The organism is Geminicoccus sp., from assembly GCF_036263595.1.
In the GTDB taxonomy this organism is placed as follows: Bacteria; Pseudomonadota; Alphaproteobacteria; order Geminicoccales; family Geminicoccaceae; genus Geminicoccus.
This window is the reverse complement of record NZ_DATAGQ010000240.1, coordinates 1-20,060: the sequence shown is the minus strand read 5'-3', so window position 1 is coordinate 20,060 and position 20,060 is coordinate 1. Positions and strand designations below refer to the sequence as shown.

Here is a 20,060-nt window from a genome sequence, read left to right as displayed (position 1 = left end):
CTGCCAAAGGCCGCCGGCAGCAGCGCTTCCACCAGGCTCACCTGACCCACCGCCTTGCGCACCATCGGACGCCCCCATCCTGCTTCACCAGGATCGAATCACAGCAGCACGGCCAAGGCCAGGGTTTCGCGGCAGTCTCCTAAGGGGCTGTACGCGGCAATGATCAACCGTGCTGAACGCGCAACCTTTGCCGATGCACACGAGGTCATGCCTGCGCTCCGGGCACTGGTGGAGTTCAAGTCATGATCGAGTGCCTGATTCTGCAGCCCATCTGAAAGCGTGGATCAAGTAGCTCGCCCTCAGACGGGGTGGCCGCCCATTGCTGAGGGGAATGAGGATCAGCTCGGTCCTGTGCCAATCTGCGCTCGGTCTTTTTGTCATCCGGAACAACAAAAACCCCGCACCTCGATGAGGTGCGGGGCCATTGTTCGATGCCGGGCTTAGCGTCGGTCGGCGCTACCGGTGCATTCCCGTCGGCCGGTCAACCGCTTTGGAAGCGGCTGCCTTGGGCGATCGGCGCTAGCCGGCAAGGCCGGCCGGGACAGGCCCGGCGAAAGACATGCGGTCAGGCAGGAAAGCTGAGATTGACGGCCGAGACCTTGCCGGTCCGGCGGTCCTTCACGAGTTCGTACTCGATCTTCTGGCCTTCATGCAGGTCGCCAATGTTCGAACTCTGCACGGCGCTGATATGAACGAAGGCGTCGTTGCCGCCCTCATCCGGCGTGATGAAGCCGAAGCCCTTTTGAGAGTTGAACCACTTGACGGTTCCAGTAGTCATAAAAGATCCTGTCTTGGTAGGCATGACGAACTCACGAGAACTGTGAGCCGTCACCGTCAAACGGCGCCATGGACTCCTGGCCTGCCGACCTCGATCGGCGGACGAGACAATCGATGAACGTCGCCTTGACCTTCATCGAAATGATAGTCATACGCCCCATGATCAAGTGTGATATATTTGTTTTCGTCGTTGCGGAGTCTTTTCGCTGTTTGCACATTGCTGCACAGAGCGTTCTTCATTATCATGCACAACTCACTTGAGCGTCCGGCCGCTCGTTCTGCGAGGGCATCGGCAGCTTGTCCTGGCGGACATGCGGCCTGCAGGGACCGCCATCTGAGCCGATGGAGCGGCAGTTCGTCATCCTCGCGATTCGCCATCGGACCACATACCACTACAGCCAGAAGGTCTGGCTGGGCCCGCACAGGCTGATGCTGCGGCCGCGGGAAACACGGGACCTGCGTTTGAAGTCGGTGGAGGTGACCGTGACCCCACCGGCTCCGGTGACCTGGGCGCAAGACGTGTTCGGCAACAGCGTGGCGACAGCGAACTTCCAGGGCTCGAGCGACCTGCTGGTCATCGAGAGCCGGGTTGAACTGGAGCTGCGGGCAGCCGCCTGGCCGGTCTTCGACGTCGCCGCGTCGGCGCACTTCTATCCGTTCACCTACGAGGAAGCCGAGTGGACGGATCTCGGGGCGATGACGGTGCAGCAATACCCGGATCCGGACGGGCGGCTGCGTGCATGGGCGGCGGGCTTCATCCGAAGCGTCCCCACCGACACGCTGTCGCTTCTGAAGGACCTGAGTGCCGGCGTTTCCACCCAGATCTCCTACCAGAGCCGGGATGACGAGGGGACGCAGGCGCCGGTACAGACGCTGGATCGAGGATGGGGCTCGTGTCGGGACTTCGCGGTCCTGTTTGCCGAGGCGGTCCGCAGCCTGGGCTTCGGCGCCCGGATCGTCTCCGGCTATCTGTACAGCCCCGACGCGCAGTCGATCGGTTCATCGGGGGGCGGATCCACCCATGCGTGGGCGGAAGTCTACCTGCCCGGCGCCGGCTGGATCACGTTCGATCCGACCAACCGGGTCGTCGGCGGCTGGAACCTGGTTCCGGTCGCCGTCGGCCGGGACATCAGGCAGATCATGCCGGTCTCGGGCAGCTTCGTCGGCACGTCGGACGCGCTCGAGGCGATGACGGTCGAGGTCACGGTGGTGCCAACCTCGTCCTGACGGGCGATGGAGCATCCCCCCATTCGCCCGCCATGCCAAGCAGGCGGGATCCATCCGTCGCCACGGCGTGTTGCCGCGGCGACCAATTTGAAGGACACTTGGTCTTGATGATTCACACGTTGGAACAGCTCTACCTCCAGCAATTGGAGGATCTGTATGGTGCCGAGACGGAGCTCTCCCAGGCTCTCCCGCGTCTGCTGCTCGCGACGGCGCACAAGGACCTCAAGAGCGCCCTGGAGAAGTACCAGGAGCAGTGCCTGCAGCGGCGGCACATGCTGGACCAGATCCTGACCGAGATCGGGCACGAGCCGGACCACGCCTCGTCCGCGGCCATGCAGGTCATCATCGGCCTTGGCGACGACATGATCACGCAGACATCGGACCCGGACGTGCGCGACGCGGGGCTGACCGCGGTCGCCCAGCGCAGCCTGCACTACCAGGCGGCTGCCTATGGCAGTGCGGTGCCGATTGCCGACATCCTCAAGCGCAAGAACGACCGGCACTTGCTGGGTCTGGCCCTGCGCGACAGCAGGGAAGCCAGCGAGCTGCTGTCCAAGATTGCGATCCGCACCATGCATCGCGCCGCGGCCGCCTCGTACGAAGGCGTGGGCTGAAACCCATGGCGACGAACCGTTGAAGCGACGCGGCCTCACGGCGGCGCCGGTCCGCGACGTCAGGACTTGCCGATCCGTGCCAGCCGCCGGATCAGATCGGGGCTCGAGATCGGCTTGAGGATCCAGTCCAGGGGCCGGGCTGCATCGGCACGCTGCCGGGTTTCCGGCTCGCCATGCGCCGTTAGGAAGACCGTCGGGATGTCGAAGCGCCGGCGGACCTCGACGGCCGCGTCCACGCCGTCGCGCTCGCCCCGCAGCCTGATGTCCATGAGCACGAGGTCCGGGTGCTCGTCGCTGCAGAGCTGCACGGCCTGGTCCGCGCTCGTGGCGAGGCCCACGACCTCGTAGCCCGCATCCATCAGTGCCGCTTCGAGCTCCGTGGCGATCAGCCAGTTGTCCTCGACGACCAGGATCCTCGTGAAGCCCGGTCCGCAACCAGGGTGGCCGTCCGTGTCCTCGGTCCCATCCCCCGGATCGGTCGGGTCGCGTCCGCCGGACGTCCAACCCATTGCCGGGGCCAAGGCGTCAGGTCTGGCCAGAGAACCGTACAATCGCAAGTCCTCCTTCTGCGCGAGGGATGTCGAGCTCGGCGCCCAGCTGCCGGCAGAGCCCCCGGACCAGCCCCAGCCCGGACGAGCGCCGTCTGCCTGCCGGCGCGACGAAGCCGGGTCCGTCATCCTGCACCATCAGCTGGTAGCCCCCTTCGATCCGTTGCAGCGACAGCTCGACATGGCCGCTGCCGGCTGGTGCTCCATGGGTGATGGCGTTCGAGACGAGCTCGCAGATGACGAGGGCCAGCGGGAACACGGCGTCGTTCGGAATGTCCAGCGGATCGGCCCGGGTGACGATCCGAGTGGTCTCGCCGGCCGGGAGCTGGAAGATGCGAGCCATTGCCTGGAGCAGGTCAGTCGCATCGACGCCGGTTGGCGCGTCGGTCCTGTACATGAGCTGCTGCGCCTCGAAGATGGTCAGCAGCTTCAGCTCAAGCTTCTCGATCAGCCCCTTTGTCGACAGATCCGCGGTTTCGCGACGGGCGGTCGCGAACAGGCCCAGCATCATCTGCAGGTGGTTCTTCACCCGGTGCTGCAATTCCTGGTACAGGACGGTGTTATGGGCGAGCGTCTCCTCGAGCCGTGCCTGGGCGGCACGGCGGGCCACGATCTCGCTGTTCAGCTCCTCGATCCGACGCGAGAGGATCGAGAACTTGTCTTGCGCAGTGTCCAGCAGCTGCACGGCGAAGGTGAGTTGACCTTCCAGGCGGCTGTTGACCACGGCGCGGGCGCGGAACCGGTTGCTCTCGCCCTCCCTGGTCGGCACCTGCAGGCCGCCGATCACAGGCTCGGCCGTCCCGGAAGCCAGACGCAGGAGATCGCGCAAGCCCTGAATGGACTGGAACAGGTCACCGGGCGGGCTGGGCACCAGCCAGCCGACCATCGCCGCTGCCGGCTGGTTCATGTCCAGCAGGCCACCATGCCGATCGACGAGGATGACCGGGTCCCGGATGAGCCGTGCCAGTCCCTCCATGTCAGGACCGTAGCAGCTCGTCCTGGCGGAAATACTCTCGCGCTCCGTCCGGCCGCTCGGCAGGCGTGAGGAACACGGTGACCCGGCAACCACCATCGCCGCGGGCAATCGCCTCGTCGATCTGCACCCTCGCATAGCCCAGGTTCTCGGCGGCGATATACCCGAACACATTCGAGGTCATCATGCACAAGGACGGCCTGCCCCGGACATACTCGCCGAACGGGCAGGTCCGGCTCGCCAGGACAAGGCGATCCTCCTGTTCTTCCACGATCCGGAAGTCGCCCTGAATGCGCTGCTTCAGGTCGACGAGCACCTCGCCGACCTGCTGGCGCGAGAGGTGGTCGACCTTCAGGGCCGTCCGGTAGGTCTGGTCCAGCTTCTTCCCGACCGCCGAACCGACAACGCTGATATAACCCGAGGCTTCGTCGAGCCCGACGACATCCTGGAGCGTGCCGGCCAGCTCCCGCAACAACGTCCGCATGAACACGTCGCGCTCGAAGGGGATGTCCGCCGTTGCGGCTGTCGCCGGTTCCTCGCCCACGTCCAAATCCTCCCCGCATGCACTGCAGGATATGTATATCTACACGTTCAGTACGCCATGCGCATCCGCTAGGCCAGCCATACCGCGGCCGTCACGAGGCCGGTGCGTCGTCGGACGGACCGCCCGTGACCTGCTGCCCGGTCGTCAGGTCGAGGGCCGCCATGACGACGGCTTCCAGCTCATGCAGCCCGAACGGCTTGCGGAGCATCAGCTGCGAAGCGCCGGCGACCGCGTCAATGGCGGCAGTCTCGGCATAGCCGGTCGCGAACACGATCGGAAGATCGGGACGCAGCGACCTCGCAGCCCTGGCCACGTCGGCCCCGTTCATGCCGGGCATGGCGAAGTCGAGAATGAGCAGGTCGGGCCCGACCGACTTCAACAGGTCGAGCGCATCGGCGCCATCCTTGGCCTCGTCGACCCGATAGCCCAGGGCGGTCAGCGTTTCCGCCAGGATGCGGCGGACATCCTCGTCGTCGTCCACGATCATGATCCGGGCCCGTCGGCCGGGAGGTGGCGCCACCTCCTTCGCGACCTCGCCGCCTGAGGCAACCGTCGCGTCGTCCGCCCGGCGCAGGAAGATGGTGACGGTGGTGCCGTGGCCGGGCACCGATGCCAGCCTCACCGTGCCGCCAGCCTGCAGGGCGAAGGCGTAGACCTGGCTCAGGCCGAGGCCGGTGCCCTTGCCGACTCCCTTGGTGGTGAAGAACGGGTCGAAGGCGCGGCTGGCGACGTCCGCCGACATTCCTGTGCCGTTGTCCGCGACGGTGATCTCCAGGTAGTCGCCCGCCGCCAGTGCCGGATCCTGCTCGATGTGCCGCAGCCGGGTCCCGATCCGAAGGCGGCCGCCGCCCTGCATGGCGTCCCTGGCATTGATCGCCAGGTTGAGCACGGCCATCTCGAGCTGGGTCGGATCCGCCAGCACCACCACGTCGAGCGCGTCGAGATCGAGGTCGACCTGGATCATCCGGCCGAGCGTGTGCGGAAGCAGATCACCCAGGCCTGCGATCAGCTCTCCGGCCGCCACCGGTTTCAGCTGCAGGCGCTGGGAGCGGGAGAAGGTCAGCAGCCGCCCGGTCAGCTTGGCGCCGCGCTCGGAGACCTTCAGGGCGTTCTCGGCCCATCGGGCCACCCGCTCGGTGTCGTCCGGCTTGCGGCGGATCAGTTCCAGGCTGCCCTGGATGGCGTGGAGAAGGTTGTTGAAGTCATGGGCGATGCCGCCCGTCAGCTGGCCCACCGCCTCCATCTTCTGGGCCTGCCGCAACTGTTCCTGCGCGTTCTTGAGGTCTGTGATATCGCGCCCTTCCGCCACGAGCCCGACTGGTCGGCCATGCTCGTCGGGCACGGGCTTCAAGGAGAAGTCCACGGTCGCCACCACATCGCCGGCACCGCGCATCTCGTGCTGCTCGCGCACCACCTCGCCAGCGGCCGCGCGCTGGATCGACCGGCGGATCGCCATCTGCAGTTGGAGATTGTCGCGCATCGGGGGCGCCAGCCAGAACGGCCTGTCCACGATGTCACCTGGCTCGATCCGGCTCCACTGCATGGCGGTCCGGTTGACCTCCAGCACCGTGCCATCCAGATCCAGCAGCGCCATGAACTGCAGGGCGGTGTCGAAGATCGCGCGAAAGCGCCGCTCGCTCTCGGCCAGGGCAAAGGCCCGCATCTTCTCCTCGGTGACATCCCGCCCGACACAGTAGATGCGGCCGTCCAGCTGCTCGCAGGACCAGGAGATCCAGCGGGAACTGCCGTCGCGATGGAGGTAGCGGGCCTCGCAGGTCGTCTCGTCGCCGCCTGAGGTCAGCCTTGCAAGGTCCTCCATGAGGCGCCCGGCGTCGTCCGGATGACGGAACGCCGCAGCGTGGCGGCCGATCAACTCGTCTTCGTGCCAGCCCAGCATCCGGCTCCAGGCAGGATTCACGTTCTGCAGGATGCCATCCGGCCGGGCCACGCACATCAGGTCGCGCGAGGCCTGCCAGACCCGGTCGCGCTCGCGGGTGCGCAGCTCGACCTGCGCCTCCAGCGTCGCGTTCAGTTCCTGCAGGGCCAATTCGGCTTCCTTGCGGGCCGTGATGTCGACGCAGACACCATAGATCCGGCAGGGCCGCCCCAGATCGTCACGAACCACGCTGCCCTGGACCTGCAGCCACATCCAGCGGCCGGACGGATGGCGGTACCTGAACTCGCTTTCGTAATGGGCGGATTCACTGGCAAGGGCAGCATCGAGCCGCGCCCGGTCCGCCTCCCGATCCCCGGCGGGCATCCGGCTCCGGAAGTCGCCCACGGTCGTGCCGTGGCCCAGCAACTCCACAGCGTTCGGCGAGCGGGCGACCGTCCCACTTGCCAGGTCGTATTCCCACGTCGCCATCTGCCCCGCCGCCAGGCCCAGGCGAAGCCGTTCCTCGCTCTCGCGCAGCGCCGCCTGCGCCTGATGGCGTTGGGTGATGTCGTGGCCGACGCCGACGATCCGCTTCGGCCGGCCGTCCGCCAGCCTTCCTTCGCTCTGTGCCGTGCAGACCAGCCAGCGCTGCTGGCCATCGGGGTGCACGACCCGGAACTCGGTCTCAAGACGCTGCGCTTCCCCCGCCAGCAGTGGTGCCAGTTCGGCTGCAACCCGCGCCTGGTCAGCAGGAACGATCAGGGCCATGAACGCGGCCAGGGTCCGTGGCAGATGCTGGGCCTGCAGCCCCAGCATCCTGGGAAACTGGTCGGACAGGGTCAGGCCATTGGTCGCGATGTCCCAGCTCCAGTCGCCGATCCCCCCGGCTTCGTGGGCTCGCCGCAGGCGGCCCTCGCTTTCACGCAAGCGCCGCTCGGCCGCTCTGCGCTCGGTCACGTCGGTGGCCAGCCCCGCTGCGCGACGCCCGCCGCTCGCATCGTGGACGGGGAAGCTGCGGTCGTGGATCCAGCGCACCTCCCCATCGGGCCGGATGATCCGGTAGTCCAGTGAGGTGGGCTCCCCGGCCACCTGCTGCGGCTTGCAGCGGACCAGGAGGTCGCGGTCGTCCGGATGGACGGTCTCCAAGAACCGTCCGAGGTCGGCCTCGACCGCGGCTGCGGGCCTGCCCCAGATCCGCTCATAGGCCGGGCTCAGATAGAGCAGCTGGTTGCGGTCGAGATCGGTGACGTAGAAAACGTCGTCAATCGAATCCACGAGCATCCGGAAGCGCTCTTCGCTCGCCTGGATCGCCTGCTCGGCCTCCTTGCGCTCGGTCACGTCCTGGACCACGCCCACCATGCGGATCGCACGTCCCGCGTCGTCCAGGATGGCCCGGCCGAGCGGGGCGATCCAGCGGATCGAGCCGTCGGGCTGGCGGACGCGCGCCTCGTACTGGATCACGCCGGTTCGCAGGCCGGTCTCGAGCCCGGCCTCGACGACCGGCAAGTCCGCCTCGACCACGTGGCGGCGAAGCATGTCCGGCGACCATTTGGCCTGCCGTTCGGTGTAGCCGAACATCTGGTCGTGGCGCAGCGACCGCGCGGACGCGCCCGAGACAAGGTCGACCTCCCAAGTGCCGAGATCGGCCGCGTTGATGGCCGCCTGCAGTTGCTGCTCCTGGCTGCGCAACGCTTCTTCAGCCTGGGCGTGCGCATAGGCGCTCCAGGTCCGCAGTGCCACGTCCTCGACGAGGGTGACCTCCACGTCGGTCCAGCGCCGAGGCGCCTCGGCATGAACGTAGAGGATCGCGCCGAGGTGCCGGTCACGGAGCAGGGGCACCACGATCAGCGAGCGGGTGCCAATACTGTCCCAGGTCGGCAGGTAGCGTGGGTCGGCCGTGCGCGGATCGGTGCGGCAGTCCTCGATCACGAGCGTATGGCCGCTGCGCAGCTCGGCGATGATGGCCGGGCCGAACGCATCCAGGATCCGTGCCTGGCCCGCCAGCGAGGCCATGGCACCGGCGGTCCAGTCATGGGTGACCGAGACGATCTCGCCGCTGGGATCGATCTCGCCATATCCGGCGCGGCCGGCCCTGAGGTACTGGCCGATGGCCCCGGCGGCCACCAGCGCGATGCCTTGGGCTGATGTGGCCGAACGCAGCGCATCCGCCAGGGAGACCAGGAACCGCAGGCGCTCCTGCGCCACCACCGTGGCGGTCGTCTCGTGCACGTTGCACAGAACACCGCCCACCGCACCGTTCTCGTCGCGTACCGGCGAGTAGGAGAAGGTCCACCAGCTGGGCTCGGGACCCTTGCCCCGGTCCATGACGAGCGAAAGGTTCTCGTGGAAGCTCGCCTGGCCGCTCATGGAGGCGTGGGCGATCGGCCCCACCGCCGGCCAGATCTCCGGCCACACCTCCGGGAAGGGGCGGCCCAGGGCCTCAGGCTTGCCCGCCAGGAACGGGCAGTAGGCGTCGTTGTAGAAGCTGAGCAGGCCCGGCCCCCAGGCGAGGAAGCTCGGAAACCCGGAGTTCAGCACGACGCCCAGCACGATCCGCAGGGAAGCCGGCCAGATGTCGATCGGCCCCAGCGCGGTGGCGGACCAGTCGAGAGCGGCGATACGTCTGGCGGCCTCGCCGCCGCCGGCCAAGAACGCATGCTCGCTCGACGATGCCTTGGGCTCGGCCAACGCGGATCCCCTCGGCGATCACAACGGGCTGCAGGGTAGGGGCAATTCTTCCGGGTAATCAACCCGATGGCGTGACGCGCGGAGGTGAACCGGCCTACCAGAGACGCTCGGCAACCGCCTGCCGCTCGTCAAGCTCCCACTGCATCCCGAGCAGGGTGCCGAAAGGCAGGTTGCGCATGCTGAGGACGCCGATGACCCGGCCGCCCTCGGTGACCGGCAGGTAGCGATAGCTCAGCTCGTCCATCCTGCGGACGGCGTCCTGGACCGGCCGGTCGGCTTCGATCGTGTCCGGCTCGGGCGTCATGACCTCCACCAGCCGTGTGCCGGGCAGGTCCTTGCCGGCGCCGGCCACTCGCAGGACGAGGTCGCGTTCGGTGAAGATGCCGACCAGACGGTCACCCTCGAGTACCAGGATGCACCCGCACTTGTTCTCGGCCATGCGCCGGACGGCGGCCTCGACCGTGTCGTCGGGTCCCGCGCTGACCAGCCGGTCTCGCTCGATCAAGTCCCGAACAGGGCGGTCCGTCATCTGCATCTCCCCGTGCGTCGCCCAACACCCTCGGGTGGTGTCATGGCTCATCATGCTGCCAGAACCAGGGGGCCGTGCAACGGTGCCGTGCCGGGCAGGGGCCGTGCGCGCAAACGCTCCGCGGCAGGCGGCGGATGATGATCATCGAAGGTGGATGAAATAGGACTGTCGTCAGGAAGATCGAGGCCAGAGAAGAGGCCAGGATGGCATGCCCGTAAGGTCTGTTGGGTGGAACCGGAGGCCCGATCGCCCCTTGGCTGTCGCAAGAAATGAGAATGCCGCGCCTTGCGGCGGGGCACTTTTCAGCGGCGGACCGGAAAGATCAGGCGTTGCAGCCGCTGAACTCGGCCTTCGCGTTAGACCGGTTGAAGGACTTGGTGACCTCCCACCATGGCATGCCGCTCCGCCAGGTGTCCCAGCCGCGACTGCCCTTCACTGTGGTCATCGAGCCCCAGATGATGACGGCATCGCTCAGATCGAACGTCACCTCGAGCTGGGTCTTCCAGAAGGAGGCCGACATGTACTTCTGGCCGTCCTCCTTGTTCCAGTTATGGATCTGCGGCCAGATGAAGGGCATCACCGGCTTGCCGTAGCGGCGCGCCTCGGCAATGTTGGCCTTGGCGTATTTGATCCAGTCGCCCTGGTTGTCGTAGAGCGTGTAGAGCGAGGGGAAGATGATATCCACCTCGTCGGCCAGACGCTTCAACTTGTCGTTATTGGCCCGCCACTTCGAGGTCTTGGTGGCGCTGTTCTGCACGGGGGCCAGCCAGTTCTTCTCCGGCAGCATCATGTAGTAGCCGAGCTTGGAAGTGCCGCCGCCGGCGCGGACGCCGTCCCGGATGGTCTTCATCGCGAGGATGAGCTTGTCCATCTCGGTGATCTCGTCCCACACCTCGATGTCGATGACGACATAGTCCCACTTCTTCTTGAGGATCTGCGGAACGATGACGTTCTTGAGCTGGCTGATGTTGGGCTGGCTCTTGGACTTGCCGCCGAACAACTCGCCCTCATAGAAGATCTTGAGCGAACTCAGACCGCAGCCGGCAAAGTTCGGCATCTTGTTGTAGCGGAAGCCCTGGTAGACATGCTTGCGGGCGCCGGTATTGCCACCGTTGTCAGGCGGATCGGTCGGTTCGGTCGGCGGAGTTTCGCCAGTGCCGCCATTGGAAGGTGGGGTGACTGGCGGTTCGGTCGGGGGTGTCCCGCCGAACTTGGCCGCCAGCGCCGCCGCATACGCGACCACATAGGCATCGTCGACGTCGAGCTTCGTCAGGTAGCCGGCGTATTGCGCGGCCTTGGCTGAACTGGTCTTCGCCTGTTCGCGCATGACGGTGAGGTTGTAGCGCCAGCCGCTCTGGGCCACCGGCCAGGTAGCCTGGTCGTTGCGGACCGCCCAGGAATCAGACGGAACAGCGGTCGTCGCCACGCAGAAGGCGAGCATCGCGGCCGCACCAAGTGCGGTCACCTTGGCAAACCTCATAATGTCCCCCCCAGGACTGGAACAAGACATGCCGTGCTAGATCAGGCCGGGCCAGTATTTCTGGTCAACGAACCAGCGACCTCGCATGCAAAATGATTGAGGCGCTTCTTCTTCCACACAACCTGCCATGAAGTTTCGCGGCGAGTAAACTGCCTGAGGCGACCGATCTTCAGACGTGACTGAGTTTTAATCTTGGTTAAAGATCCCGTAGGATGCTGAGCATTTCATTGCATCCGGTTCATGGAATGAATATCGTCCTCAGCAAGCCGGTTTGAACCTATGGTTGTACGTTCATGCGCGGCCAACCGGAGTGTTCATTCCTGGACGGATCGGACTGCCCTATCGGGCTCGCCCTGCTCATGCACAGGTGCCAGGCGCGGGCCGACACAACCGGCCCGCGGGGATCCAGCCTGGGGTAATGCAAGGTAGGGCCGCCGAGCTGAAAGCGGGCGTCAATGTCGACAGGACGACAGCCGCACGGGGCTTCCGCTGCCGGTCACGATCGGGAGGTGGTGTCTCGTCTGGTGGATCCCCCGGGATTCGAACCCGGAACCGGCCGATTAAAAGTCGGACGCTCTACCGTTGAGCTAGGGATCCGGCCCGGCGGCGCAACGGAGTTAGCCGATCTGTCAGCGCGCCGCAAACGATGAGGACAGGCCGGCCCCTGGTCCCGTGGCGTCATCACCGCTGGCATCGACGTCCAGCGGGACGGAGGGTGGCCCAGGCATGACCGTGACACCTCCACATGATGGATGGACCAGCGGAGCATGCCTGTGGCGCACAAGGAGGCGACGACCATCGCCATATGAGTATTCGTCAGCCGCAGCAGCTGTTGCTTTCCGTTCACTCGTTGTTGAACCTGCCAAGCAGGCTGTCGTGACTACCATTTTACTGGCCTCACGTTGTGGAGAAACGTTCAGCTAGTGATCATCTATATCGCCAGAGAGTTGCGCGCATTTGGCCACGTGACTTGGTCCGCTGCTTGCGGTAGCGTCGCGGGTGAACAAAAGGGCGGTTGGGGGTCCGATGAGCAGACTGCTGCTCGATGACGAAATCACGGTATTGCCCGTCTGCCAGACCGCAGGTCAGGCGCCGGTCGAAGCCGGATCCACCTGGACCGGCCGTGTCCGCGAGATCGAGGGCCCGCGCGTGCTGATGTGCGTGCGCACGAAGGGCGGCGCCGAGGTGACGGTCGAAGCCATGCTCAGCGGCTTTCACCGGAACCGGTCCGGACGCTGGCAGGTGGAACTCCCCATGTTTCATCGCGTGATGGAACGTCCCGACGCATCGCTCGATTGAGCAGCGAGCGCGGGTCGCTGCGCGGACAAGAGGCGGTTCTCATTCCACCGACCGGCAGGCAGTCCGGCAGCAGCTCGATCTCGATATCCGGCCCCGGATGGAATGGATGACCAAGCAACTCTTGCACCTGGTATTCGGCGGCGAACTCACCGACCCGTCCAAGGTGGAATTCGCCGACCTCTCGAAGCTCGACATCGTCGGCGTCTACCCGAACTACGCCGAGGCCGAGAAGGCGTGGCGAGCAAAGGCGCAGGCCACGATCGACAATGCGCAGGTCCGCTACTTCGTGGTGCACCTGCATCGTCTGCTGGAGCCCGATCCGAGCCTGGTGACGCCGGCCGGCTGATCCGTTCCGCCACGGCCGTCCGCGCGAGGGCGTCAGGAACGCTCGGTGAACCAGTCCGGGTGCAGCGCACGGATCGCGGCGAGATCGACCACCAGGGCACCGACATGCTCGCGCATCAGCCGTGCCGCCCGTTCCGGGTCATGGGCGCGGATCGAATCCACGATCCCGAGATGCTGCTCCATGACCTTGGGCAGGCGGCCGATCTGGGGCAGGGTGGCCCGCCGGTAGCGGTCGAGCTGGACCTTCGCCTGGCGGACCAGCCGCCAGATCCCCGGGTGGCCGCACGCCTCCGCGATGCGCAGGTGCAGTTCCTCGTCGGCGGCATGGAACTGCTCGATGTCCGAGGCGGCGGACGCGGCCTGCTGGCGGTCGATCGCCTGGCTCATCGCCTGCAGGTGGGCCGGCAGGGCCCGCTCGGCCGCCAGCCTTGCCGTCGTCTCCTCGAGTGCCTGACGCACGAGGATCGCCTCGGGCAACTGGTCCAGCGCGATGCGCGCCACGAACGTGCCGATCTGCGGCACGAGGTCGATCAGCCCTTCGCTCGCCAGCCGCAGCAGCGCTTCCCGCACCGGCGTGCGGCTCACGCCGAACTGCTCAGCGATCGCCCGCTCGCTGACGGGGCTGCCCGGAATACGGGCCAGCGACACGATCTCGTCCCACAGCGCCGCATGGATGGCCACGGCAGCACTGGGCCGTCTCGTGCCGCGGGCAACGGGATACTCCTGGCGATCCGCGGCCGGATCGCCCGTGCTGGAAGGTCCGGCCGATTTAGGGGTCAACGCAGCCTCTCTTTCATCTGATATATAAGGGCTGCACCGCCGCTTGGAAGCAGGTGCCGATCTGATGCGCGGCGTGTCGTCACCGGTCGGGAAACCACGCCGGGCTGCCCTCCAGTGCGACGAACATGCGCTGCTTGCCGATTGTGTCCGTGCCGTGCCTCGTCGTGCCGCCGGCTACGCGGTAAATGACCCGCGGAACGAGCGCCGCCCGGGAGCGGCCAGGGAAAGCCCGAGGAATGTCAGTGGTCGAGCCGGTCTTCGCCGATGTTGCGCCCATCTTCGTCGTGGGCGCGCCCAGATCCGGAACGACCTTGTTCCAGCGGATCCTGGACGCGCATCCGCGCATCGGGGTCGCGGACGAGATCATCTATTTCGACATCATCGTGAAGGTCCGGGACGAAGTGCCCGACCTGAAGGCGCCGGGTGCCATCGACGCCTTCTTCGACCGCCTGCCGAACATGGATCACTTCCACAACTGGAACGGTCTGGACGAGGTGCTGGCCGCGGTCTGCGCGGAGATAAAGGAGGCGGCGGAGCCCACTTATCCGCTGTTCTTCCTCAAGCTGATGCAGACCTATGCCCGGCTGCGGGGCAAGGAGCGCTTCGGCGACAAGACGCCCTGGAACGTGCGCCATCTCGACGCGATCCTCGCGATGTTCCCCGATGCGCGGATCATCCATCTGGTGCGCGATCCGCGAGCGAACGTAGCCTCCCGGGTCGAGCTGCCGCGCACGTCCAAGGACGTCATCACGGCGGCGATCAAGTGGCGGATCGACGTGGAGGCCGCGCATCGCTTCGCCACGGGCGGCAAGGCCCATCCAGGCAACTATCTGGAACTGCGCTACGAGGATCTGGTGCAGGACCCGGAGACCTGGGTGCGCAAGGTCTGCACGGTGGTGGGCGAGCCGTACGACCCGGCGATGCTGGACTTCCACCGTTCGCGCGACGTGATGTTCAAGGACCAGGCCTACAAGGAGGGCGTCTTCCGGCCGGTGAACACGGCGTCCATCGACGCTTACCGGAAGAAGCTGAAGATCAGCCAGATCCGGCTCATCGAGCTGGTCGCCCGGCCGGCGATGAAGCGGCTGGGCTACGCTCCATTGCCGGCAGGCGAAGGAGGCTACGCGACGCTCCCGGCCCAGCTCGCAAAGGAAGTCGCCGCCTGGCGCGCCTTCAAGGCCGAGGAACGCCAGCGGCTGGCCGCGGAGGGTGACATCCGCTTCCGCAGCGGCAACACCAGCCTGTACGGGCAAATGCTTCGCCAGGTGCTGGGCAGGAAGTCCGGCCGCTGATCAGACCGGCCGCGGCTTCTTTCGCTTGAGCAGCGCGTTCACGTAGGCGGGCGGTGCCGCGCCGGTCGCAACGACCAGGCCGAAGAACAGGATGCCGCCCACCACCATCGCCAGCGGCCAGGCGATCCCGAACCTGGCGAGCGCCAGCATGACGAAGGTCGTGGCGATGCAGATCCCGACGAGCTTGATGACCGATGCGAGCAGAGGCGGGCGGAAGCCCAGGCGACGCACCGCCAGGAGCAGCCCGACGCACAAGGTGGTCTCGGTCACGGCCGTGCCGATGGCGGCGCCGAGATAGGAGTAGAGCGGGATGAGCGTGAAGTAGCTGGTCAGCGCCACCGCGAAGCCGACACTGTCCACCACCAGCGCATCGCGCTGCCGGTTCATCGCGGTCAGCATGTGCCGCGCAACCTGCGCCACCGCGTTCGCGGCGATCGCCACGGCGATCAGGGTGAGCGCATGCGCAGCCGCCGCGAAGGCCGGGCCGGCCACGATCGTCAGGACCTCGGCGGGAAAGGCCGCGAAGACGGCGATGACGCCGGCACCGAACACCAGCATGGCGGTGAACGCGTGGCCGGCCGTACTGTCGGTTGTGATTTTGTCGTCGCGCTCGAGTGCCGTGACCAGCATCGGCATGAGCATGCCGTTGAACAGGACCGCCAGGGTGGACAGGATCTCGAACATCTTGCTCGGCACGCCGTAGAGGCCCACCGCGACGTCGGTCGCGAGCAAGGAGAGCAGCAGGACGTCGCCGCGCAGAATGACGGTGAGGATTACCCGCGAGCCGGCGAGCGGCAGGCCGGTCACCAGGAGCTCGCGCCAGATCGGCAGGTCCACCGTCAAGCGGAATGGCTGGAGCCGCTTCGCCAGCGGCCAGGCGATCGCGAGCTGCACGAGACCGCCGCCCAGCATCGCCGCCACCATCGGCACGACGCCTGCATCCGCCTGCAGCGCCAGCCAGACCAGGCCCAGCATGACGAGGCCGCCCACTGTCTCCGAGACCGCCTGCAGGCCCTGCCGGAGATGCCGCTGGAAGATCGACTGCAGCATCATCGCGGACTGGAAGGTGATGTAGTAGGGCGCTGCGACCAGGATGCCCTTCGCCACGTTGCCCTCGTAGGGCATCAGCATGCCGATCAGGGCGCCGGTGGTCAGGACGCCGGTGGAGATGAGCAGGCGCAGGAGCATGGCTGCGCTCATCAGGCGCCGATGGTCCCGGCCGGGACGGCCGAGCTCGCGCAGCACGACCAGCTGCAGGCCAAGATCCGAGCCGATGCTGACGAAGGAGACGAAGGTGAGGATGGTGCGGTATTCGCCATAGCCCTCCGGGCCCAGCGCCCGCGTGATGAGGGCGATGCTCACCAGGCCCACCACGACGGCGATGACCTTGCCGGCGACGATGGCGGCCATGTTGAAGGTCAGCGCGCGCATCGTCTTGCGGTGGTCGGGGGCTGCGGCTGGCGCCGTCATCCCGCCGGCGACCGGCGACGAGGGCTCCACGGATTCATCTGCCAACCGAGGTCGCTCCTGCGCCAGTCGCCATTCCTTCGCCAAAACCTGAATAGCGGGCCGATTGAATCAACTTCAAGATGGCCTCAAGCCCCGGCCAGCCCGCGCAGTCCCGCCATCCAGCGCCGCAGGGAGCGGAACTCGCGCTTGCCGTCGATCAGGAAGCCGCGGCCGAACGGGGTGAGCGTATGCAGGCCGTGCGGGCAGGGGCCGGCCGGGTCGGGTGCCAGCCGGACGGACGGACGCTCGGCATAGACGTCCGGCGTGAGGGCCAGCACCTCGTTCAGCACGATGGCACCGCCATAGGTCGAGCTGCAGTCCTGTGCAGGACGCCACAGGCGGCCGCGGGCCCGGAACAGCGGCCCGGCCGGCCGCGCGGAGCCCAGGTCGACCTTGATCGGGTTCATCGGGTGCGGCCGCCACGGGCCCAGCAGGTCGGGTGCGTGGAAGAGCAGGAGCGTCGTCTCGTCCTGGGCAGCACCATCGCCCGCGAACAGCCAGAAGCCGTGCTCGTCGCGGAACAGGGTTGGGTCGGCAGCTGAAAGGCCCTCGATCAGGACCGGGCCGCGCTTGAAGGCGGAGGGCCAGGGTTGCGCTTCGTAGAGCCGCACGCAACCCGCGGCCTTGGCCTCGGGCAGCAGCCAGCGGCGTCCTTCGTGGTCGACGATCTGCGGAAAGGACAGGTGGAAGGGCTCGCGCAGGACGGTCCGTTCGCTTCCGTCCGGTTCGACGGCCACCAGGTAGCCGATCCGCTCGGCGAAATCGTAGGCCTCGGCCAGGATCAGCTCGTGCCCGGCGTCGGTCGCGGCGATGCCGAACGGGTCGGCATGGTAGCCGTTGGCCCGCGGCGGCAGCCAGCGAAGGCGCCGGGCGTCGATCCCGTCCAGGATCTCGTCCGGCGTCTGGTCGAGAATGCCGACCCGCCACTGTTCTTCCCATGCCTCACGGGCGACCCGATGGCAGAGATTGCGCAGCTGCGCAGCGCGGGAAACCTTGTCGACCTCAGGGGGATGTTGGCAGCCGGGACCAGCAGGTGGCGCATGCACGCCTGCCGCCAACTGAACGAGCGTCCGGGCCGGCATGATGGCTGCCGCGGCCAGCAGCCGCTCCTGGGTACGAGGCAGGCTGTGTGGGATCGTCTTGATCCGCGAGCGTTCCAGCACGCCCTGCGGGCCTACCAGTTCGACCACGCTGTCGCGCCGGCCGACCCGAAGCGCGCCTGCACCGGCCATTGTGCGCGAGGCCGCGCCGTCCCATAGGAAGCGCCAGACGCCGAGGCGGCTTGGAGGAAGGGCATGGACGCTGGCGTTGCCTTCAAGATCGATCACAAGATCGAGATCAGGCAGTTCACCGGGCCTGTCCAACTCAACCAGCTCGACGGAAGCTGCTATCCGGGCGATGGCATCGCGGACGTTCAGCCCGAACGCGCTGCGGGCGCCATCCGGGGTCAGCGCAACTTTTGTGATGGCTCGTTCCCGTTGTCGTGAACCGACGCCCGATTACGGGCGTCGACCTTTTCCGAGCCATCGCTGCACTCGTCCGTCGGGCTGTCGGGCGGTTCGGCCGCTCCAAACCGTGACGGTACGCGACGTGCTCATAGATTCAACTAGCGCGCCCGATATGCGCATCGCAACACGTACCGCCGACGAGACGCACCCCATGATGGCGCCCGAAGCCGACCTTGTGGCGCCACGGCATGTTGCCTTCGTCAGCCAGCCCAGAGACGGGCTCCAGGCGTCCGGCCGCCAGTCGGGCTCGGTCGCCATCGTCCTGGCCGAACTGGTCAAGGCGCTGGGGGAGCGCGTCCGGGCGACGGCCGTCGGACCGATCAAGCCCGGGCAGGCGTCGATCGAGCACGCCGACCGGGGCTATCCAATCCACCGGGTCGAGGCGGGCAGCCGGAACCTGGAGAAACTGCTGGAACTGCTGGATCCGCGGCCGCTGCCGCGGCTGATGTCGCCGGCCTACTATCGCGGCTATTTCGAACGTGCCGCGGCGGCACTCGTTCCGCTCCGGCCGGACATCGTCCACCTGATGACTTCCGCGGCCGCAGGTCCGGTCTTCCGCCGGGCGCTCCCGGGCGTGCCTCTGGTCCTGCATCTTCACGACGATATGCTGACGCGGATCGATCCGGCGCTCGCGGCCCGGCAGGTCGAGCCGTTCGCCGCGGTCGTCACCTGCAGCCGCTGGCTGAGCGAGACACTCAAGGCCCGCCTGCCATCCCATGCCGACCGCATCTGGCCGATCGGCAACGGCATCGATCCGGAGCTGTTCAGCCAGAACCAGGAGGAGCGTCGGCCGCGCCCGATCCGCAAGCTGATCATGGTCGGGCGGGTGTCGCCGGAGAAGGGGCCGCACGTGCTCCTGGAGGCGTTCGCCCGGCTGGCGCCAGCCTATCCGGATCTGACGCTGGAGCTGGTCGGCCCCGTCGGCCTGCTGCCGCTCGGCCACGCCAGGCTGATGGCGGAGAACACGCCCTCGATGGCCGAGACGGTGCGGCGGTTCTACGGCAGGGGTGCCGCGGCGATGGTGTCGCAGTTCTGGCGCCCGGGCCCGACGCTCGTGCAGCGGCTGCTGGCGCTGGTCCCCCCGCAACTGCGCCAGCGCGTGAGCCTGACCGGGCCCCAGCCGCATGACAGGCTGGCCGCCATCTACCAGGACGCCGACCTGCTGATCCAGCCTTCCGTGTGCCGGGAGGGCTACGGCCTGCCGGTGGCGGAGGCGATGGCATCGGGCCTGCCGGTAGTGGCCAGCGGACATGGCGGACTGCTGGACCTGGTCGACGACGGCACCACCGGCCTGCTGGTTCCGCCGGGCGATCCTGAGGCCCTGGCGCGCGCGATCGCGCGGCTGCTCGACGACCCCGCCCGCACCCACAGCCTCGGGCAGGCCGGTCGCGTCCAGGCCATGGCATCCTTGACCTGGCAGTGCGCTGCCGCGCGGCTGGCAGAAGTCTATGCACGGCTTCCGGCGCAAGACGCGGCCTGACTGCCTCGACCTTCTCCGGGTCCGCGGCTGTACGAAAGTACGTTGGTGCGATCCTGTGCATTTTCAGCCGCCTGGGGCCGGGATATGCACGACGCCAGCAACGGCCCGGGGAACCTTCGGCGATCCGGCCGACACCGGCACCAAGACCAGCAGGAGGGACATCACGGCTGGAGCCGTTCACGGGACCGTGCCTATCAGGGCCCGCTGATGCAACCATGCCTCCATCGCTCCATAACCAGCGAGATCGGGAGCCGGCTTCTGCGGCCGGCACCTGTTCGCTGGCAGCAGGAAGCGGTACTGGCGTGCGGTGTCCTGGATCGGATGGGATGTCGGGTCCGGTAGGGCATACCCCCATGACTTTTCGGCTTGGCCGGCATTTCAAGGGTCCGGGTGCATCGGACCCGGGTGTTGCTGACGTAGAGTCGTTCATAAGCAGGCAACGTATCAGGCTAACACTCGTTGTGGTCAGGTGCTCGTAATGCGTGCAGCGTGCTCAACTTCGCTGGCACTATTGAGGCCAGCAGCGTCAAAAAGGTGCAGGTGAACGTGACGCCGAACTTCTGCTATCATGCGTCGACGAAGCGACCGCAG

General features: G+C 66.9%; 16 protein-coding genes and 1 tRNA gene. 6 read left to right on the top strand and 11 right to left on the bottom strand.

The window, feature by feature from the left end:
- Window positions 1-565 precede the first annotated feature (565 nt).
- Window positions 566-778: a cold-shock protein gene (locus tag VHL31_RS25870; protein ID WP_329664133.1), complete on the bottom strand. Its 213-nt coding sequence runs from the start codon at window positions 776-778 to the stop codon at window positions 566-568.
- Between the two features lie 341 nt (window positions 779-1,119).
- On the opposite strand from VHL31_RS25870, the gene VHL31_RS25865 reads away from it, so the two are divergent.
- Both VHL31_RS25865 and VHL31_RS25860 read left to right on the top strand, forming a co-directional pair.
- A complete protein-coding gene (locus VHL31_RS25865; protein ID WP_349262558.1) occupies window positions 1,120-2,004 on the top strand; it encodes a transglutaminase family protein in 885 nt (294 codons plus the stop codon).
- 107 nt (window positions 2,005-2,111) lie between these two features.
- Entirely contained in the window at window positions 2,112-2,618 is a 507-nt protein-coding gene (locus VHL31_RS25860; RefSeq protein WP_329664131.1) for a ferritin-like domain-containing protein, read from the top strand.
- 59 nt (window positions 2,619-2,677) lie between these two features.
- Here VHL31_RS25860 and VHL31_RS25855 read toward each other — a convergent pair whose 3' ends face one another.
- From VHL31_RS25855 to VHL31_RS25825, 7 genes are all read right to left on the bottom strand, one after another.
- The gene (locus tag VHL31_RS25855; RefSeq protein WP_329664130.1) at window positions 2,678-3,169 is read right to left on the bottom strand and encodes a response regulator; all 492 of its coding nucleotides are present in this window, start codon (window positions 3,167-3,169) and stop codon (window positions 2,678-2,680) included.
- Entirely contained in the window at window positions 3,144-4,142 is a 999-nt protein-coding gene (locus VHL31_RS25850; RefSeq protein ID WP_329664129.1) for a sensor histidine kinase, read from the bottom strand. The genes VHL31_RS25855 and VHL31_RS25850 overlap by 26 nt, the downstream gene beginning before the upstream one ends.
- Window position 4,143: 1 nt before the next feature.
- On the bottom strand, window positions 4,144-4,623 hold the full coding sequence (locus tag VHL31_RS25845; protein ID WP_349262557.1) for a methanogen output domain 1-containing protein: 480 nt from the start codon (window positions 4,621-4,623) through the stop codon (window positions 4,144-4,146).
- Window positions 4,624-4,774: 151 nt separating this feature from the next.
- The gene (locus VHL31_RS25840; protein ID WP_329664127.1) at window positions 4,775-9,247 is read right to left on the bottom strand and encodes a PAS domain S-box protein; all 4,473 of its coding nucleotides are present in this window, start codon (window positions 9,245-9,247) and stop codon (window positions 4,775-4,777) included.
- A 94-nt stretch (window positions 9,248-9,341) separates the two neighbouring features.
- Entirely contained in the window at window positions 9,342-9,776 is a 435-nt protein-coding gene (locus tag VHL31_RS25835; protein ID WP_329664126.1) for a cyclic nucleotide-binding/CBS domain-containing protein, read from the bottom strand.
- A 322-nt stretch (window positions 9,777-10,098) separates the two neighbouring features.
- Window positions 10,099-11,241, bottom strand: a complete 1,143-nt coding sequence (locus VHL31_RS25830; RefSeq protein WP_329664125.1) for a hypothetical protein — start codon at window positions 11,239-11,241, stop codon at window positions 10,099-10,101.
- A 537-nt stretch (window positions 11,242-11,778) separates the two neighbouring features.
- Window positions 11,779-11,853: transfer RNA gene (locus VHL31_RS25825), tRNA-Lys, on the bottom strand.
- A gap of 429 nt (window positions 11,854-12,282) precedes the next feature.
- On the opposite strand from VHL31_RS25825, the gene VHL31_RS25820 reads away from it, so the two are divergent.
- Both VHL31_RS25820 and VHL31_RS25815 read left to right on the top strand, forming a co-directional pair.
- Window positions 12,283-12,555: a hypothetical protein gene (locus VHL31_RS25820; protein ID WP_329664124.1), complete on the top strand. Its 273-nt coding sequence runs from the start codon at window positions 12,283-12,285 to the stop codon at window positions 12,553-12,555.
- Between the two features lie 106 nt (window positions 12,556-12,661).
- The gene (locus VHL31_RS25815) at window positions 12,662-12,901 is read left to right on the top strand and encodes a DUF4170 domain-containing protein (protein WP_329664123.1); all 240 of its coding nucleotides are present in this window, start codon (window positions 12,662-12,664) and stop codon (window positions 12,899-12,901) included.
- Between the two features lie 32 nt (window positions 12,902-12,933).
- Here the strand turns inward: VHL31_RS25815 and VHL31_RS25810 are convergent, their stop codons facing one another.
- Window positions 12,934-13,680 carry a GntR family transcriptional regulator gene (locus tag VHL31_RS25810; protein WP_329664122.1) on the bottom strand — a complete coding sequence of 249 codons (747 nt, stop codon included), beginning with the start codon at window positions 13,678-13,680 and terminating at the stop codon, window positions 12,934-12,936.
- 236 nt (window positions 13,681-13,916) lie between these two features.
- Between VHL31_RS25810 and VHL31_RS25805 the strand changes: the two genes are divergently transcribed.
- Window positions 13,917-14,972: a sulfotransferase gene (locus VHL31_RS25805; protein WP_329664121.1), complete on the top strand. Its 1,056-nt coding sequence runs from the start codon at window positions 13,917-13,919 to the stop codon at window positions 14,970-14,972.
- Here VHL31_RS25805 and VHL31_RS25800 read toward each other — a convergent pair whose 3' ends face one another.
- Entirely contained in the window at window positions 14,973-16,487 is a 1,515-nt protein-coding gene (locus VHL31_RS25800; protein ID WP_329664120.1) for an oligosaccharide flippase family protein, read from the bottom strand.
- 80 nt (window positions 16,488-16,567) lie between these two features.
- A complete protein-coding gene (locus VHL31_RS25795; RefSeq protein WP_329664119.1) occupies window positions 16,568-17,845 on the bottom strand; it encodes a glucosamine inositolphosphorylceramide transferase family protein in 1,278 nt (425 codons plus the stop codon).
- A gap of 295 nt (window positions 17,846-18,140) precedes the next feature.
- Here VHL31_RS25795 and VHL31_RS25790 point away from each other — a divergent pair, with 295 nt between their 5' ends.
- On the top strand, window positions 18,141-19,469 hold the full coding sequence (locus VHL31_RS25790; RefSeq protein WP_329664118.1) for a glycosyltransferase family 4 protein: 1,329 nt from the start codon (window positions 18,141-18,143) through the stop codon (window positions 19,467-19,469).
- Window positions 19,470-20,060: the final 591 nt, after the last annotated feature.

Excerpts from the sequence above, each read along its gene's own strand:
- VHL31_RS25865 (WP_349262558.1), top strand. The coding sequence starts at position 1,120 with ATGGAGCGGCAGTTCGTCATCCTCGCGATTCGCCATCGGACCACATAC.
- VHL31_RS25845 (WP_349262557.1), bottom strand. The coding sequence starts at position 4,623 with ATGCGGACGTTGTTGCGGGAGCTGGCCGGCACGCTCCAGGATGTCGTC.
- VHL31_RS25820 (WP_329664124.1), top strand. The coding sequence starts at position 12,283 with ATGAGCAGACTGCTGCTCGATGACGAAATCACGGTATTGCCCGTCTGC.
- VHL31_RS25860 (WP_329664131.1), top strand. The coding sequence starts at position 2,112 with ATGATTCACACGTTGGAACAGCTCTACCTCCAGCAATTGGAGGATCTG.
- VHL31_RS25815 (WP_329664123.1), top strand. The coding sequence starts at position 12,662 with ATGACCAAGCAACTCTTGCACCTGGTATTCGGCGGCGAACTCACCGAC.
- VHL31_RS25870 (WP_329664133.1), bottom strand. The coding sequence starts at position 778 with ATGACTACTGGAACCGTCAAGTGGTTCAACTCTCAAAAGGGCTTCGGC.
- VHL31_RS25835 (WP_329664126.1), bottom strand. The coding sequence starts at position 9,776 with ATGACGGACCGCCCTGTTCGGGACTTGATCGAGCGAGACCGGCTGGTC.
- VHL31_RS25790 (WP_329664118.1), top strand. The coding sequence starts at position 18,141 with ATGATGGCGCCCGAAGCCGACCTTGTGGCGCCACGGCATGTTGCCTTC.
- VHL31_RS25850 (WP_329664129.1), bottom strand. The coding sequence starts at position 4,142 with ATGGAGGGACTGGCACGGCTCATCCGGGACCCGGTCATCCTCGTCGAT.
- VHL31_RS25805 (WP_329664121.1), top strand. The coding sequence starts at position 13,917 with ATGTCAGTGGTCGAGCCGGTCTTCGCCGATGTTGCGCCCATCTTCGTC.